The sequence below is a fragment of the Micromonospora sp. WMMA1996 genome, from assembly GCF_002573675.1.
In the GTDB taxonomy this organism is placed as follows: domain Bacteria; phylum Actinomycetota; class Actinomycetes; order Mycobacteriales; family Micromonosporaceae; genus Micromonospora; species Micromonospora sediminicola.
The window spans coordinates 54826-71494 of the sequence record NZ_PDHU01000007.1; the positions used below are offsets into that span (position 1 = coordinate 54826).

Genomic DNA, 16669 nt, shown 5'->3' on the forward strand with positions numbered 1-16669 from the left:
CCCCGTTGCCTGTGGCAACGACCTCACTTGAGCTGCCCGGCGGTCAGGCCGGCCTGGACCTGCCGCTGGAACGCCACGTAGACCACGAGCACCGGCAGCACGGCGATGGTCAGGCCGGCGAAGAGCTGGGCGTAGTCGCCGGCGTATCCCTGGCTCACCGCGAGCGAACTGAGTCCCTGGGCGAGCATCCGGTCCTGCCCGTCGCCGGGGATGAGCACCTGGGGCAGCAGGAACTGGTTCCAGTGACTGAGGAAGTTGAAGATGCCGACGCTGATCAGTCCCGGTCGCGCCATCGGGAGCATCACCCGGAAGAAGAGCCGGAAGTGCCCGCAGCCGTCGATCATGGCGGCCTCCGCGATCGAGGTCGGCAGCGTCCGGAAGAAGGCGGTCAGGAAGAACACCGTGAACGGCAGCGAGTACGCGGTGTAGACCAGGATCAGGCCCGGCCAGGTGCCGAGCAGGCCGACGCTGCGCACCACGAAGAACAGCGGCACCAGGGCCAGGAACACCGGGAACATCATCCCGCCGACGAACAGGTAGTAGACCACCTGACGGCCGCGGAACTCGTAGCGCGCGAAGACGTACGCGGCGGTGGCGCCGAGCAGCATGGTCAGGGTCAGCGAGCCGGTCACCACCACCAGGCTGTTGAAGAAGAACCGGCCGATGTGGGCGTTGGTCCAGGCCCGCCCCCAGTTGTCGAACCGCAGCGCCTCGGGCAGGCCCCAGGGGTCGGCGATGATCTCCCCGTTGCTCTTCAGCGAGCTGAGCACCATCCAGGCCAGCGGCAGGATCGTCATCGCCGCCCAGAGCAGCAGGAAGCCGTGCGAGAAGACGTTCGCCACGCCCAGCTCACGCCGGGGCGGACGGTCGGCCGGGGTGGCCGCGCCGGTCGCGACGGCGGTCGGGGCGCCGGTCTCCACTGTGGTCACGAGTACTCGATCCGATCACGCCGGGCGGTCCGCAGCGCCAGCACCGCCACCGAGAGGGTCAGGAAGAACATGGCCACGCCGATCGCGGAGGCGTACCCGAACTTGTTCTCGCTGCCGAACGAGGTGTCGTACATGCGCAGGCCGATCACGTCGGAGGAGAAGTTCGGCCCGCCGTTGGTCATGAGCTGCACCAGGATGAAACCGTCCAGCGCCGCGATGGCCAGGTAGATCCAGGCCACCTGGATGGTGTCCCAGAGCAGCGGAATGGTGATCTTCCGCAGCATGGTGGCGCGGGAGGCGCCGTCGAGCAGCACCGCCTCGTAGATGTCGCGCGGGATGGCCTGCATCGCGGCGCCGAACAGCACCACGTAGAACCCGACGTTGCTCCACACCATCACGGCCAGCACGCACCAGAACGCGAACCTCGGGTCGCCGAGCCAGGCCGGGGTGGCCAGCCCGACCGCCCGCAGCCCGCCGTTGAGCAGACCACTGGTCGGGCTGTAGATCTCCTTCCACAGCAACGCGATGATCACCACGGAGAGCACCTGCGGGAAGAAGTAGACGAGCCGGTAGACGGCCGTCCCGCGTACCCCGGTGACACCGGCGCGGCCCTTGCGCCCGCCCATGGTGAGCATGCTGGCGAAGAAGAGACCCAGCGCGATGGTCACCACCGGCACCACCGCGAGCAGGATCGCGTTGTTCTTCAACGCGTTCCAGACGTACCCGTCGTGCAGCAGGGTGCGGAAGTTCGCCAGGCCGACCGGGTCGGCCTCCGCCGAGTAGCCCAGCCAGTCGGTGGTCGAGATCTGGAACGCCTGAAGGTACGGCGAGAGCACGAAGATGCCGTAGAGCGCCAGCGGTGGCAGCAGGAAGCTGAGGATCAGCGGGTATCGGCCGTGTCGCATCGGAGCGTCACGCGGCCCGCTTGTACTTCTTCACCGAGCTGTCCTGCGCGATCGAGTCGGCGCCCTTCTGGCACTGGTCGAGGAACTCCGCCGGGGAGATCCGGCCGCTGAAGAACTCGCCGCAGGCCGCGTCGACCAGGTTGCGCTCCAGCTTGCGGTAGTAGTTGTTGTAGACCCAGTTGAAGCCGTTGGAGCCGGACGCGTCCAGCGCCTTGACCACGGTGCTGAGCCCGTACGGCAGGTCGATGCCCTCGGTGGCGCCGGCGACCACGGGCAGGCTGGCGACCTTCTTCGTGAAGTCCTGGGCGCCCTTGCGCGACAGCATGGTGCGGAAGTACTCCAGCCCGCCGGCCACGTTCTTCGCCTTCGCCGGCACCATGAACGGCTCGCCCGCGGTGCCCCGGATCGCCTCGAACGGCAGCTTGTCGCCGCTGCCCAGGCTCGGCGTCGGCGCGACGGTCATGTTGAAGCCGGCCGGGGTGACGTCCTTCTGCTCGCTCTCCAGCCAGGAGCCGCAGGAGATGAACGCGGCCTTGCCCTGGCACCAGGCGGTCTGCGACTGCTTGTGGTCCAGGCCCGGCGAACCGTCGAGGATGAACTTGTCCTTGACGATCTGGTGCCAGGCGTCGGCGGCGGTCTTCATGGCGTCCGACTTCCAGGCGTTGGGCTCCAGGTTGTCGATGGCCAGCGCGACCGAGGGACCGCCCAGCTTGATCGCGGTGGAGATCAGCGGCCAGCTCATGTAGCGGGGGTGCACGCCGGCGTACGTCCAGGGGGCGATGCCGGCGGCCTTGATCTGGCGGCAGAGCGCGATGTGCTCGTCCCAGGTCTTGGCGTAGGTCCAGCCGCGGTCGGCGAAGAGCTTGGTCGAGTGCCAGATGCCGTAGACCGTGTAGGTGTAGTTGAGCACCAGGAACCGGCCGTCGTAGGAGCCGACCTCGACGGTGCCGGGCAGCAGCGTGTCCTTCACCGTCTTGCCGGGCGTGTCGAGGCTGGGCGCGGCGAGCAGCTCGCCCAGGTCGGCGATCGCGTTCTGGGAGACCAGGCCGTTGAAGTCGATCTGGCCGGCGCCGGAGTTGTTGACCACGTCCGGCGGGCTGCCGTCGACGAAGCGGGGCTGGAGCGTCTTGCTGATCTCCGCGGTGGCCGAGTGCTTGATCTCCGCCTTCGGGTACTTCTCCTTGTACATGGCCTCGTGCGCCTTGGCGTACTCCTCGCCGAAGCCGCCGTTGAAGATCACCACCTCCAGTGGCGCGTCCTCCTTCACCCCGAGCGGGTTCTGCTCGCTCTTGGTGCCCTGGTACGCGCCACCGTCGCCCTTGTCGTCGCCACCGGAGGTGGCGCAGCCGGCGAGCAGGCCGGCGGCGGGGGTGGCCAGCAGACCGGCGGCGGCGCTGCGCCGAAGGATCTCACGCCTGTTCATCGCAACTCCTCGGTTCGGGTACGCGGGGTGGCGGATCTGTCGCTTGTCTTCACATCGGCTGTTGTTGCTGAAGAATTTCTACGCTGGCGCGACGCGGATCACAAGACTTCTCGACCGATCCGTTATCCGTACCGGTCGCCGGCGGCTGGCATAGCCTGGCCCCATGCGCCGCCTGCGGCAGCTCGCCGAGCACACGCCGCCGGGGCGGGAGCGCTACGTCGACCTGCTCCGGGCGCTGGCCATCACCATGGTCGTGCTCGGCCACTGGGGCGTCACGGTGATCGGCTACGACCAGGGCCGCCCGGCCGGCCGCTCCGCGCTGGCCGACCTGCCCTGGGCCTGGCCGCTGACCTGGGTGGCCCAGGTGATGCCGGTGTTCTTCCTGGTCGGCGGCTATGCCAACGCCGCCTCGCTGGCCGCCCGCCGGCGTCGCGGCGGATCCGCCACCGGCTGGCTGGTGGACCGCAGCGCCCGCCTGGTCCGACCGACCACCACGCTGCTGCTGGTGCTCGCCGCCGGCGCCACGGTCGCCACGCTGCGCGGCGCCGAGGCGACGCAGGTGCGCACCGTGGTCTGGTTCGCCACCATTCCGCTGTGGTTCCTGGTGGCGTACGTCGCGGTGGTGGCGCTGACCCCGCCGATGGTGGCGCTGCACCGCCGGTTCGGGCTGGTCGTGCCGGTGGCGCTGGTCGCGCTCGTCGCGCTCGGTGACCTCGGCCGGCTCCTCGGTCCGGCCGGGCTTGCCGAGGGCAACTACCTGTTCACCTGGCTGGCCGTGCACCAGCTCGGTCTCGCCTGGTACGACGCGAGCCGACCGGCGCACCCGGCCGGCGACACGCCCGGAGCCGGCCGCCCCGGCAGATCGGCGGCGACGGGCGTCGGACCGCACGACGCCGTCGGCCGCGCGGACGGCCGCCAGGGCCACGAACGGGCCGGGTTGCGCCGACGCGAGCTGCCGCTCTCCCCCCGCGCCGGCACGATCCTGCTGGCCGGCGGCCTGGTCGCGCTGGTGCTGCTCACCGTCGTCGGGCCGTACCCGGTGGCGATGCTGCACGTGCCCGGCGAGCGGCTGGACAACGCGGCGCCGCCGAGCCTGGCGCTGCTCGCCGCGGCCGCCGCCCAGCTCGGGCTGATCCTGCTGCTGCGCGGTCCGGCCGGGCGCTGGCTGCGCCGTTCCGGCCCGTGGCAGGCGGTGATCGCGGTCAACGCGGTGGTGCTCACCGTCTTCCTCTGGCACCTGACCGCCGCGATCCTGCTGGTCGGCCTGCTCGACGCGCTCGGCGTGCTGCCCACGCCCGCGGTCGGCTCGGCCGCCTGGTGGGGTTGGCGCGTCCCGTGGCTGCTCGGCCTGGCCGTGGTGCTGGCCGCCCTGGTCGCGGTCTTCGGCCCGATCGAGGCCCGCACCCGCCGCCCGTCGGGTCCGCCCGGCCGGCCCATCAACGCGCCCGGCCACCCTGGCAACGCGCCCGGCCGCCCCGGCAACGCGCCCCGCCGGCCCGGCAACGCGCCCCGCCGGCCCGGTAACGCGCCCGCGGCCGGGTCCGGGGGCCGTGGTCGATTCCGCGCGCACGGCGGGGTGTCGACCGCGCTGGCCGTCGCCGGGTACGCCACGTTGGTCGCCGGTCTGCTGCTGAACAGCCTCGCGCCGAAGGAGGCGGCCGAGCCGCTCGGCCTGCCCGCCCCGGCGCTGGTGGCGTACCTGGCCGGGGCGGGACTGCTGCGGCTGCTCAGGTCTGGGTGGGGAAGCCGAGGTTGACCCCGCCGTGGCGCGGGTCGAGCCAGCGGCTGGTGACCACCTTGCCCCGGGTGAAGAACGCGACCCCGTCGGCGCCGTGCGCGTGCAGGTCGCCGAAGAGCGACGCCTTCCATCCGCCGAACGAGTAGTAGGCCATCGGCACCGGGATCGGCACGTTGATCCCGACCATCCCGACCTCCACCTCGTGCTGGTACCGCCGGGCGGCCCCGCCGTCGTTGGTGAAGATCGCCGTGCCGTTGCCGTACGGGTTCGCGTTGACCAGTTCCACCGCCTCGTCGTACGAGCCGACGCGCAGCACGCTCAGCACCGGGCCGAAGATCTCGTCGGCGTAGATCGACATGTCCGGGGTGACGTGGTCGAACAGCGTCGGGCCGAGCCAGAAGCCGCCCGGCTCGCCGTCCGGCGTGACGTCCCGCCCGTCCACCACCGGTACCGCGCCGGCCGCGATCCCCGACTCCACGTAGGAACGCACCCGCTCGGCGTGCGCGGCGGTGACCAGCGGACCCATGTCGCAGCCACGTCGACCGTCCCCGGTGCGCAGCCGGCCCATCCGCTCGGCGATCCGCTCGACCAGCGCGTCGGCCACCGGTTCCACCGCCACCAGGGCGGAGATCGCCATGCACCGCTCCCCCGCCGAGCCGAACCCGGCGTTGACCGCCGCGTCGGCGGCCAGGTCCAGGTCGGCGTCGGGGAGCACCACCATGTGGTTCTTCGCCCCGCCCAGCGCCTGCACCCGCTTGCCGGCCAGCGCGCCGCGTTGGTGCACGTAACGGGCCACCGGGGTGGAGCCGACGAACGACACGGCCCGTACGCCGGGGTGGTCGAGCAGGGCGTCGACCGCCTCCTTGTCGCCGTTGACCACGTTGAGCACCCCGTCGGGCAGGCCTGCCTCGGTGAACCACTCGGCGAGCAGCAGGGCGGCGCTCGGGTCCTTCTCGCTCGGCTTGAGCACCACCGCGTTGCCGCAGGCCACCGCCACCGGCACGAACCAGAGCGGCACCATCACCGGGAAGTTGAACGGGGAGATCACCGCGACCACGCCCAGGGGTTGCCGCAGGCTGTAGGAGTCGACCTCGGTGGAGACGTTCTCGCTGAACCCGCCGCGCAGCGCCGAGGGGATGCCGCAGGCGTACTCGATCACCTCGAGCCCGCGTTGCACCTCGCCGGCGGCGTCCGCGAGCACCTTGCCGTGCTCGGCGGTGATCACCTCGGCGAGCCGGTCCCGGCGGGCGTGCACCAGTTCCCGGAACGCGAACAGCACCGCCGTGCGTCGGGCCAGCGAGGCGTCCCGCCAGCCGCGGGCGGCGCGCTCGGCGGCCTCCACCGCGCCGGCCACGTCGGCCGCGCCGGCCAGCGCCACCTGGGCGCTACGGCGGCCGGTGGCCGGGTCGAAGACGTCGCCGCGCCGCTCGGACTCTCCGGCGGTCGGCTTGCCGTCGACGTAGTGCCCGATCACGCTCACGCCGCCTCCCCGACCGACGCCCGGATCGCGTCGAGAAGGATGGCCAGGCCCTCGCGGGCCTCGTCCTCGGTCAGCGTCAGCGGCGGACCCATCCGCACCACGTTGCCGTACAGCCCGCCCTTGCCGACCAGCAGGCCGCCGGCGCGACACGCCTCGAAGACCCGGGTGGTCAGCTCCGCGTCCGGCTCGACGGTGCCGGGGCGGACGAACTCGACGGCCAGCATCAGGCCCTTGCCGCGTACCTCGGCAACCTGGTCCAGCTCGGCGGTGGCCGCGCGCAGGCCGTCGGCGAGGATCGCGCCGACCCGTGCCGCGTTGGCCTGCAGGTCGTGGTCGAGCAGATAGTCGAGCACCGCGTTGCCGGCGGCGGTGGAGATCGGGTTGCCGCCGAAGGTGGAGAAGCTGATCGCCGGCACCGACTCCAGGATCTCGGCCCGGCCGACCACGCCGGCCAGGGCGAAGCCGTTGCCGACGCCCTTGGCGAAGGTGAGCAGGTCCGGTGTCACGCCGTGCGCCTGGTAGCCCCAGAAGTGCTCGCCGGTGCGCCCCCAGCCGGTCTGCACCTCGTCGCTGATCAGCAGGATGCCGTGCTCGTCGAGCACCTTCTTCCAGGCGGCGAGGAGCCCGTCCGGGCCGTGCACGAAGCCGCCGACGCCCTGGATCGGCTCGGCGATCAGGCAGGCCACGTCGCCGGCGGTCTGGGTGGCGAGCACCTCGCGCAGGTCCTCGACCGCGGCGTCGACCCGGTCGTCGGCGTCGAGCCGGGCCAGCAGGCCGCGCAACCGCTCGCCAGAGTGCAGCCACGCCACCTGCAACGGGTTGAGCGCGCTGGCCGACCAGCCGCGGTTGCCGGTCACGCCCATCGCCGCGTACGACCGGCCGTGGTAGCTGTTGCGCACGGCGAGGATCTGGTGCGAGCGCCGGTGGTTGGTGGCGACCAGCAGGGCGGCCTCGTTGGCCTCGGTGCCGGAGTTGGTGAAGAAGACGCGGGCGTCGGGGATGCCGGAGAGCCGGGCGACCTTCTCGGCCAGTTCCACCTGCTGCCGGATCAGGTAGAGCGTGGAGGTGTGCACGAGGCCGGTGCGCAGCTGCCGCTCGACCGCCTCCCGGATCTCCGGGATGTCGTGGCCGACCATGGTGGTCAGCACCCCGCCGAAGAAGTCCAGGTAGCTGCGCCCGGCCGCGTCGGTGACCCGGCGACCGGAGCCGGCGACGAGTTCCAGCGGTTCGGCGTAGTAGAGCGGCATCCAGGACGGGAGTACGGCCCGGTGCCGGGCGAGGAGGTCGTCGGACGTCATCGGCGCACCCTTCAGCGGCGGTCTGGTCCCCGCACGCTCCCACCGCGCCCGGACAGGGACAACTGTCACTGTGTCGCGCGGCGACGCCCCCGACCTGACACCACGTCAAGCGGTCGTTGCGCTTTCCGGAGTGAAACGGGCCATCCGCCGGCCTTCCCGTCGCCGGTCGGCGTGCTCTACCACGCGATCCGCAGCGCGGTCGCGTCACGGCCGCGACCGACAGGCGCCGCCGGTAGCATCCGCCGGGTGCGGACGACTCAGGTGGAGCTGCCGGCCGGCGCGGCGGGGACGAGCCACGCGGAGCTGCTGTCCGGGGTGCGGTCCTGGGTGGAGTCACCGCCACTGCGCGGCCTGGTGGCCCACTTCGGCGGCGACTGGCCGGCCGGCGACCTGGCGGCGGTGCTGGCCGGGCTGGACGTGTTCTCCGCCCGGCGCTGGGACTTCCGCCAGGGGCGGGAACGTCCGGACGCCCGGGAACCGGCGTTCGACCCGGGGACCGCCGGACTGGTGCTGGCCGCCGCCACGGCGCTGGGCCTGGTCCGGGCCACCCCGCCGGCCCGCTCGGGGTACGCGCACCTGCTGGTGCTCGGCGGGCTGGCGCACGCGTGCCTGCGGCGCACCGCGTACGCGGCCCTGCTGGCCCGCACGGCCCGGGTGGCCGGCGAGGTGGCGGTGCTGGGCAGCTTCCGGCCGCTCTCCCCGGCCGAGTCGGCGATGCTGGCCGGGGCCGGGGTGCCCGGGTGCGCCACCGAGGTGGACGTCCTGGACGCCGGCGTACGGCTGGCGTTCGGGGTGGACGAGCCGGCGCGGGAGAGCGGCGGGCCGGCCGACCACCCGCACCGCGCCTGGTCGTCACGCACCTACCGGCCGGCCGGGCTGCCCCCGGTCCGGGTGCTCGCCGCGCCGTCGAGCGAGCCGGACCGCCGCCGGGCGCACACCGCCGACACGCAGCGGTTCTGGGCCGAGCACGTCCGGCTGCGCGCCGGCGACCCGGTGCTGATGGTGACCGCACCGATCTACGTGCCGTTCCAGCACTGCGACGCGCTGCGGACGCTGGCCGTGCCGTACGGGTGCGGCATCGAGACGGTCGGGGTGGACCCGGCGGCGAGCGAGCCGGTTCCGGTGCCGGAGCCGACCCTCACCCCGGGACGCTATCTGCAGGAGATCCGCTCCGCACTGCGGTCCATGCGGGCGCTGCACGCGGCGCTGACGACCGGCTGACCGGCCCGGACCGGTGGCCGGCGCCCGGCGAACCGCCGCGCGCCGGCCGATGGGTCGGGTGCTCAGTTGACGAAGACGGCCGGGCTGCCGGTCTTGCTGGTGTCCTTCACCGGCGAGTAGGTCGCGGTGAAGTACGCGGTGCCGAAGCAGAGCGACGGGCCGGAGAACTTGGTCAGGGTCTGGTTGGTGAAGGCGATCGAGTTGGTGGCGTTGGCCGCCGTGCCGGTGAGCGTGTTCGTGCTGGTCCGGTAGACGCAGGTGATCGGGCCGAGCAGGGAGTTCAGTACGACGGTGCTCTGGATCGGCGCGGCCGCGGTGCCGGAGATGGTGACCACGCCCGCGCTGGTGACCGACGTGGTGTAGGGCAGGTTGTTGACGGTCACGCTCTGCACGCCGGTGGTGCCGAAGACGTTCGTGGTGCAGCTGCTGAACGTCTGCGCGGTGAGGCTCTCGGTGGCGGTGCCGGGAGCGGTCGGGTTGCTCAGCACCTTCGCGCTGAAGCTGGACGCGGCGCACTTGATGCCGCTGGTGCCGCTGGCCGACGAGTAGAAGGTGGCGTTGGTGCCGCTCTTCAGGCTGGCTTGGATGACGTCGTTGACCGACACGGCGGTGCCGGCGACGGTCGGGTAGGTCAGCACGGCGCTGGCCAGCGAGGTGGAGGGGGCGGCGGTGGCGGGGGCGGCGCCGACCAGACCGGTCAGCAGCGCCAGGGCGGCGAGGCCCGCGCCGATGCGTCCGTACCTGGGCATGGGGGTTCCTTCCGGGGGTGGGACGGGGACGTGCCGGCGGCGTCCGGGACGGACGCGCCGGGGGTGGTGAGCCGCCGCGACTCAGTGGGACCGGCGGCGTGGGGCACTGCGGCGACGCCGCGTCACCTGCTTCTCTCCGCCCTTGGGAGGACGCCCGTGGGCGGCGATAATGGCGGCCATTCGGGCCCTCCTTCGACGCGACAGGGGTGACCGTTCGAGAGATCACCAGCGGTGACGGGGCGTGGACTGAGCGTGTCGAAAGTTATAAACCTCAGAGGGTCGTAAAGTCAACGCATCAAGGAAGGCCGATATCTTGACCACGCAGAGCCCGCCACCGCCGGCGCCCGCCCCACTGCCGGGCGCGCGGCACGGCCGCGACCCCGACCGCGCCATCAAGCGCGGCCCGCGGCGGGTGTCGGCCGAGGAGGTGGCGGCGACCCAACGCGACCGCCTCTTCGACGGGCTGGTGCGGGAGGTCGCCACCCGGGGGTACGACGCCGCCCGGGTCAGCGACATCTGCCACGCCGCCGGGGTCACCCGGCCCGCGTTCTACGCGCTGTTCAGCGGCAAGCAGGACGCGTTCCTCGCCGCGTACCGGCACGGCATCTCGGTGGTCTCGCAGCTGATGGAGGGCGCCTACCGGGACGCCGGGCCGGACTGGCCGGACGCCGCCCGGGCGGCGCTGCGCACGTTGCTCGACGTGCTCGCCAGCGTGCCCGCCTTCGCCCGGATGGCGCTGGTCGAGGTGGACGCGGCCGGTCCGGACGCCCGCCGGGAACGCGACGCGCTGCTGCACAGCTTCCGCCGGTTCTTCGCCGACGCGGGTCCCGGGCCGGCGGTCACCGGGGTGGACCGGGACGTGCTGGTGTCCACTGTGGTCGGTGGCATCCACGCCACGATCCGGGGCCGGGTGGCGCAGGGACGGGCCGAGGATCTGCCGGCGCTGCTGCCGGTGCTCACGTACGCGGCCACCGCGCCGTTCCTGGGACCCGACGGCGCCCGGCGGGCCACCCGACCGACCCGCCCGGACGACGGCCCGAGCACGACCGCGCCCTGCGCGCCGACCGGCCAACCCTGACCGACCCGGTGGGAAACCGCTGCGGTTTTTCACTTTGGCCGCAATTCGCACATGCCGCCCAACTCGCTGCTACGGGCTGTTGACCGCCCCTTTACCCAGCGGTAACTTCGGCCTGCGCCTCCGTGGCGCGGAAACCCCGCAAAGCCAATTCACATCGTCGCGAATGAATTGATCTCGAAAGGGAGCCGCCATGTCGGAGCAGACCGCACCGATCGAGGCCGACCAGCCGAGCAGCGGCGTCCGCTGGCGCCGGTTCGCCGTCACCCTCGGCGCGGTGGCGGCCGGGGCCGCCGGCATGGTGGTGCTGACCGCGCAGGGCGTGCTCGGCGCGCAGTTCGCCATCTCCGGCATGCCGTTCACCGTCACCGCCGACCGGCTGGAGGGCACCGGGTTCGAGCAGTTCGCCACGCTCGACCAGATGATCCCGGACAGCCCGAACCAGGGCGACACCGGCGGTCAGGTGCTCGTGATCGTCTCGGCCATCGACAAGGCGGAGCTGACCAACCTGTGCCAGAGCATCAACCTGGGCGGGACCAACCTGCGGATCACCGCCGGCGGCTCCGGCAAGCCGGTCACCGCCCGCACGCTCGTCGTCGACGGCGACGAGATCGCCGGCAACGCCTCGTTCAAGAAGATCAACGTCGGGCAGGACGCCAGCACGGTCGACCAGGTCCCCGGCGTCACTGGCAACCCGGGCGTCTTCGCCCAGCAGGCCGACACGGTGACCATCACCAACCTGCGGCAGAACAACTACGCCACCACCGCCGCGATCTTCACGCTGCCCAACCTGCGTATGGGCTTCAGCTCCGACGGGTGCTGACGTGACCGGCGGACAGCACGCGGCGCCGGCCGCCCGCACCCGTGGGCGCTGGCGCCGCTGGCGACGGGCCCGGCCGTTCACCGCCGGGCTGCTCATCGCGCTCGGCGGCGCGGAGATGCTGGTGACGCTGCGCGCGCCACTCGGGGTGCTGCTGCACGTCGGGCCGCAGGGCCTGGCCGCGTACCTGGTCCCGGCGGTCCTCGTGCTCTGCGGGGTGCTGCTGATCGCCACCCCGCAGCAGCGGGTGTTCTACGCGCTGCTCTCGCTGCTGCTCGGGCTGGTCTCCTGGCTCACCTCGAACCTCGGCGGCTTCCTCGTCGGCATGCTGCTGGCACTGGTCGGCGGCGCGCTCGCGTTCGCCTGGACACCGGTCAAGCAGCGGTCCGGACGGGCCGCCGAGGCCGCGCCCCCGGCCCCCCGCGAGCCGGCCGACGACACCCTGCCGCCCGGCGACCACACGGTGCCGGGCGACGACACCCCGCCGGCCGCCGACGCGCCACCGGCCGCCGACGCGCCACCGGCCGCCGACGCGCCACCGGTCGGCGACGCGGTGCCGGCGGAGTCGCGGGGCGGACCGGCGGACCGGGGCTGACCTCAGCGGCCCGTGTCGGCGACCGCCTGGGCGAACACCTCGGAACGGTGCTCGAAGTTGCGGAACCGCCCGTAACTGGGCGCCGCCGGGGACAGCAGCACCACGCCGCCGGCCGGGGTGAGCTTGCGGGACAGGCCGACGGCGGCCACCAGGTCCTCGGCCAGCTCGGTGCGGACCGCCGGCAGCCCGGCCAGCGCCTCGACGATGCGGGGACCGCTGTCCGGGATGCCGATCACCGTGATCTCCCGCTCGGCGAGGTGCTCCCGCAGCGGGGTGTAGTCGAGCCCCCGGTCGGTGCCGCCGACGATCACGGTCAGCGGCCGGCCCTCGTACGCGTCGATCGCGTGCATGGCCGCGTACGGGCTGGTGGCGAGCGTGTCGTCGACGAACGTGAGCCCGGACGGGTCGGGGATCTCGGTGAGCCGGTGGGCCAGGCCCTGGAACTCGGCGACCGCCACGGCGAGGCTGTCCCTGCGCGCCACCACGTCGACGCCGAGCGCGTCGAGCACGGCGAGCGCCACGCAGAGGTTGCCCTCGTTGTGCCGCCCGACCAGCGGCAGCACCGCGCGCGGGAACAGCGGCGTGTCCCGCAGGTGGAACCACCGCGTGCCGTCCGGCCCGGTGGCCACGTGGGTGGTGTCCGGCGACCCGGCCCGCACCGCCGCCCGGTCGCCCAGCTCCACGGCCAGTCGCGGGTCGGCGCCGTTGACCACGACCGTGTGCGGGCCGTGCGCGACCAGGTTCAGCTTGTCCCGGTAGTACTCCCGCTCGCCGCCGTGCGCGTCCAGGTGCTCGGGGAACAGCGCGGTCACCACCGCCACCCGGGGCGAGTCGGTCAGGTCGGCGCACTGGTAGCTGGACAGCTCCAGCACGTACAGCTCCGCCTCGGGCAGGTCGAGCAGGGGCACGCCGATGTTGCCGCCGAAGACGTTCGGCCGGTCCATCGCGGTGAACAGGTGACTGATCAGGCTGGAGGTGGTGCTCTTGCCCTTGCTGCCGGTCACCCCGACGGTGCGGTCCGCGTGGTCGGCCATCCAGAGCGCGCTGCCCTGGGTCACCGGCACCGACCGGCGGCGCAGCTCCACCATCCACGGGTGGGTGTTCGGCACCCCCGGCGACCGGACCACCACGTCGGCGGCGGCCAGCCGCGCGAAGCCCTCCTCGCCGGTGACCAGCGGCGCCGCCTCGGCGAGCGGGCCCTCCCAGGGCAGGGCGAGGAAGTTCGCGCTGTCGTCCACGGCGACCAGGCCGGCCGGGCCGTGCGCGGCGATCGCGGTCACCGCCGCCCGGCCCTCGCGGCCGGCGCCCCAGACGGCGACTTGACGTCCGCGCAGATCAGACAGTCGCACAGGCTCTCCTCGTTGACATCCTCCCCTCATGAAGGATGAGGGCGATTGCAGCCTATACAGGCTGAGGTTCACGGGCGTTCGAACGCCTGGGCGCCCGCTGTTGCCCCTCCCGGCACCGGCCGTTCGTCAGGGCCGGGATTTCCGCCCCATCCTGCCGCCCGCGGACTGTTGTGTCGTAGGTGGCAGGCATGCTGTGGGGCTGTGGGGAGGTTTACTGCGTTCCGGTTCACAGCTGACCCGTCACCGTCGCAGGTGATGGTGTTGGTCCGTCACACGGGGGCGGCTCGGTTCGCGTTCAACCAGTGCCTGGCTCTGGTGAAGGGCGCCCTGGATGCGAGGCACCGGGGCGGGTCGGTGGTGGTGCCGTGGTCGGGTTTCGACCTGATCAACGCGTTCAACTCGTGGAAGATCTCGGCGCAGGCGGGCCGCCGCTTTGTAGTCGACTCGGCGGGTTCGGCCGAGATCGCGGCGACGGGATTGTCGTGGCGCGCACAGGTGTGTCAGCAGGTGTGTGAGGAAGCCGCTGTCGACCTGGGCCGCGCCCTGACCGCCTGGGCCGACTCGCGATCGGGGAAGCGGCCAGGTCGTCGGGTGGGGTTCCCGACATTCAAACGCAAGAGCCGCACCCAGCCGTCGTTCCGGATCCGCTGCAAGACCAAGGCGGGTCGGGCGAGCATCCGGGTGGGGGATCCGATGGCGGGTCCTCGGAGTATCTGTCTGCCGAGGATCGGAGTCCTGGGGGTACGGGAAGACACCCGCCGACTACGGCGGATGATTCGCGGAGGCCGAGCGCACATCCGGTATGCCACCGTCTCCTGCCGGGCCGGCCGATGGACCATCACCGTGACAGTGGAGGCGGCGGACCTGCATCCCGCCCGCCAGCACCCGCCACGCCCCGACGCCGACAGCGGTGGTTGGGTAGGCATCGACCGCGGCCTCACTGCCCTCGTGGTGGCCGCCGACACCACCGGCCGACAGCGGCTACGCGTCACTGATCCACCGCGCCCGCTGCGGACGGCCCTGCCTCGGCTACGCCGGCTGTCGCGCCAGGTCACTCGCAAACGGCGAGGCTCCCGCAATCGGGCCGAGGCTGTCACCCGGCTAGCTCGTGCCCACCATCGTGTTGCGCATGTGCGTCGTCACTTTCTGCACAAGGTCGCCAACCAGCTGGTCAAGACCCACGACCGGCTGGCTCTGGAAGATCTGCACATCGCCGGTCTGCTGCGCAACCGGCGTCTTGCCGCCGCCATATCCGATGCGGGTTGGGCTGAACTGGCCCGCATCATCGGCTACAAACAAGGTTGGCGGGGCGGGCAGGCCATCCGGGCACCCCGCTGGTACCCGTCCACCAGAATGTGCAGTGCCTGCCGCGTCACCGGCCCCGCCCTACCCCTGTCCGTGCGGGTCTTCCGCTGCGACGAGTGCGGGCACACGGCGGACCGGGACGTCAACGCAGCGGTCAACCTCGCCGTGTGGGCCGAGCAACACCATGCCCGGACTCGGGACCCCGAAGCACGAGGCCCGATCACCAACGCCTCCCGAGGGACCGGCTCTGGCCAGCGCTCACGCGCCGGTGCAACCAGCCCTGACGACGGAGGAACCCCGCCGCCACGAACACCCGTAACGGCAGGGACGCCCGAGAAGGGCGGTGTCTCATGACCCAACGGACCTTGAGACGCGCTGTAGTATTGCGTGTGCCCAACGAGCAGCTGCGGCGGATGGACGCCTTCACCTTCCCGTCCTACTCGATCGACTTCGCCACCGGCGAGGTCCTGTTCGACTACGCCCTGACCGGTCCCGACGGCGAGCAGCGGTTCACCGAGGTGATCACGCTTCCGCTGCCGGCCGAGCCGGTGTCCGACGCCACCGCGGCCACCCTCGCCCGGGTCCTGGAGCTGCTGCACGTGGTCGCCGGCGTCAGCTACTACAAGGCCGCCGCGCCGCCCCGGCTGGTGCTGCCGGCGCCGCTGGGCGCCGCCGCCGTCGAGCTGGTCACCGCCGTCTACCGCAAGGGCCTCGCCGAGTACGCGTACCGCAACCAGCTGCCGCACGTGCTGGAGCTGCGCCCCGAGGTGCCCTCCGGCACCGTGGACCCGGCGACGCCGCTGGACAACTCCGACCGCCGCCCGCTGTCCGCCGTCGGCGGTGGCAAGGACTCGATCGTCACGCTGGAGGCGCTGCGCCGGGCCGGCCTCGACCCGGTGCCGTTCTCGGTCAACCCGAACCACGTGATCGTCTCGGTCAACGAGGCGTCCGACCTGGTGCCGCTGGCCGCCCGGCGTCGGCTCGACCCGGTGCTGTTCGAGTTGAACGCCGCCGGCGCGCGCAACGGGCACATCCCGGTCACCGCGATCAACTCGCTGATCGCGGTCGCCACCGCCGTGCTGCACGGGCTCGGCCCGGTGGTGATGTCGAACGAGCGGTCCGCGTCCGACCCGAACCTGGTCTGGCAGGGCCATGAGATCAACCACCAGTGGTCCAAGGGCGTCGAGGCGGAGGGGCTGCTGCGGGCGGCGCTGGCCGAGCACGCCGGGCTGACCGAGCCGTACTTCTCGCTCCTGCGCTCCCTGTCCGAGCTGCACATCGCCCGGCTCTTCGCCGAGATCGACCGGTACGACGCGGTGGTGACCAGCTGCAACGCCGCGTTCAAGCTGCGCGACGCGAGCGAGCGCTGGTGCCGCGACTGCCCGAAGTGCCGCTTCGTCTTCCTGGCCATGGCCCCGTTCATGCCCCGCGAGCGGCTCACCGGCATCTTCGGCGGCGACCTGCTGGCCGACGAGTCCCAGATCCCCGGCTACCGGGAGCTGCTCGGCGTCGACGGCCACAAGCCGTTCGAGTGCGTCGGCGAGGTGGAGGAGTCGGTGGTCGCGCTGAGCCTGCTCGCCCAGCAGGACCAGTGGCGCGACGCCGCGGTGGTCCGGGCCCTGGTGACGGCGTTGCCGAACACCGCCTGGCAGGCGGCGTCCACCTCCGACGTCTTCACCCCCGGCGGCCCGAACTTCGTGCCCGCCCCCTACGCCAAGGCCCTCACCGCGCTCGCCTGACCCACCCCGCCCCACCCCGACCCCCGCCGTCGATCATGAAGTT

General features: G+C 72.4%; 14 protein-coding genes. 7 read left to right on the forward strand and 7 right to left on the reverse strand.

The features are described 5' to 3' along the window. Window positions 1-23: 23 nt before the first annotated feature. The 3 genes from COO58_RS28115 to ngcE are packed head-to-tail and all read right to left on the reverse strand — an operon-like array spanning window position 24 to window position 3257. Complete coding sequence (locus tag COO58_RS28115) at window positions 24-929, reverse strand: carbohydrate ABC transporter permease (RefSeq protein WP_369700227.1); 906 nt, start codon at window positions 927-929, stop codon at window positions 24-26. Then, window positions 926-1834, reverse strand: coding sequence for a carbohydrate ABC transporter permease (locus tag COO58_RS28120; protein ID WP_091573498.1), 909 nt, complete (start codon window positions 1832-1834; stop codon window positions 926-928). The genes COO58_RS28115 and COO58_RS28120 overlap by 4 nt, the downstream gene beginning before the upstream one ends. Window positions 1835-1841: 7 nt before the next feature. Next, window positions 1842-3257 (reverse strand): N-acetylglucosamine/diacetylchitobiose ABC transporter substrate-binding protein, encoded by a 1416-nt coding sequence (gene ngcE / locus COO58_RS28125; RefSeq protein ID WP_091573497.1) that lies wholly within the window; start codon window positions 3255-3257, stop codon window positions 1842-1844. A 163-nt stretch (window positions 3258-3420) separates the two neighbouring features. Here ngcE and COO58_RS28130 point away from each other — a divergent pair, with 163 nt between their 5' ends. Further along, window positions 3421-5013, forward strand: coding sequence for an acyltransferase (locus COO58_RS28130; protein WP_098747947.1), 1593 nt, complete (start codon window positions 3421-3423; stop codon window positions 5011-5013). Here the strand turns inward: COO58_RS28130 and COO58_RS28135 are convergent. Both COO58_RS28135 and COO58_RS28140 read right to left on the reverse strand, forming a co-directional pair. Then, window positions 4985-6475 (reverse strand): CoA-acylating methylmalonate-semialdehyde dehydrogenase, encoded by a 1491-nt coding sequence (locus COO58_RS28135; protein WP_098747949.1) that lies wholly within the window; start codon window positions 6473-6475, stop codon window positions 4985-4987. The genes COO58_RS28130 and COO58_RS28135 overlap by 29 nt on opposite strands. Continuing rightward, window positions 6472-7773 carry an aspartate aminotransferase family protein gene (locus COO58_RS28140; protein WP_091573494.1) on the reverse strand — a complete coding sequence of 434 codons (1302 nt, stop codon included), beginning with the start codon at window positions 7771-7773 and terminating at the stop codon, window positions 6472-6474. Before COO58_RS28140 ends, COO58_RS28135 begins: the two co-directional genes overlap by 4 nt. Before the next feature lie 261 nt (window positions 7774-8034). Here COO58_RS28140 and COO58_RS28145 point away from each other — a divergent pair, with 261 nt between their 5' ends. Beyond that, on the forward strand, window positions 8035-8994 hold the full coding sequence (locus COO58_RS28145) for a hypothetical protein (RefSeq protein ID WP_091573493.1): 960 nt from the start codon (window positions 8035-8037) through the stop codon (window positions 8992-8994). Window positions 8995-9056: 62 nt separating this feature from the next. Here the strand turns inward: COO58_RS28145 and COO58_RS28150 are convergent, their stop codons facing one another. Further along, complete coding sequence (locus COO58_RS28150; RefSeq protein ID WP_098747950.1) at window positions 9057-9743, reverse strand: Tat pathway signal sequence domain protein; 687 nt, start codon at window positions 9741-9743, stop codon at window positions 9057-9059. A 313-nt stretch (window positions 9744-10056) separates the two neighbouring features. On the opposite strand from COO58_RS28150, the gene COO58_RS28155 reads away from it, so the two are divergent. The 3 genes from COO58_RS28155 to COO58_RS31065 all read left to right on the forward strand — a co-directional run bounded on the left by COO58_RS28155 (window position 10057) and on the right by COO58_RS31065 (window position 12233). Beyond that, window positions 10057-10821: a TetR/AcrR family transcriptional regulator gene (locus tag COO58_RS28155; protein ID WP_098747952.1), complete on the forward strand. Its 765-nt coding sequence runs from the start codon at window positions 10057-10059 to the stop codon at window positions 10819-10821. 190 nt (window positions 10822-11011) lie between these two features. Beyond that, window positions 11012-11641 carry a DUF6230 family protein gene (locus tag COO58_RS28160; protein WP_091573490.1) on the forward strand — a complete coding sequence of 210 codons (630 nt, stop codon included), beginning with the start codon at window positions 11012-11014 and terminating at the stop codon, window positions 11639-11641. A gap of 1 nt (window position 11642) precedes the next feature. After that, entirely contained in the window at window positions 11643-12233 is a 591-nt protein-coding gene (locus COO58_RS31065) for a DUF6114 domain-containing protein (RefSeq protein WP_255292800.1), read from the forward strand. Between the two features lie 2 nt (window positions 12234-12235). On the opposite strand, the gene murD is transcribed toward COO58_RS31065, so the two are convergent. Continuing rightward, window positions 12236-13582 (reverse strand): UDP-N-acetylmuramoyl-L-alanine--D-glutamate ligase, encoded by a 1347-nt coding sequence (murD, locus tag COO58_RS28170; RefSeq protein WP_098747953.1) that lies wholly within the window; start codon window positions 13580-13582, stop codon window positions 12236-12238. Window positions 13583-13783: 201 nt separating this feature from the next. Between murD and COO58_RS30525 the strand changes: the two genes are divergently transcribed. Beyond that, the gene (locus COO58_RS30525; RefSeq protein WP_255292801.1) at window positions 13784-15241 is read left to right on the forward strand and encodes a transposase; all 1458 of its coding nucleotides are present in this window, start codon (window positions 13784-13786) and stop codon (window positions 15239-15241) included. Between the two features lie 35 nt (window positions 15242-15276). Continuing rightward, window positions 15277-16626: a hypothetical protein gene (locus COO58_RS28180; protein WP_098747955.1), complete on the forward strand. Its 1350-nt coding sequence runs from the start codon at window positions 15277-15279 to the stop codon at window positions 16624-16626. Window positions 16627-16669: the final 43 nt, after the last annotated feature.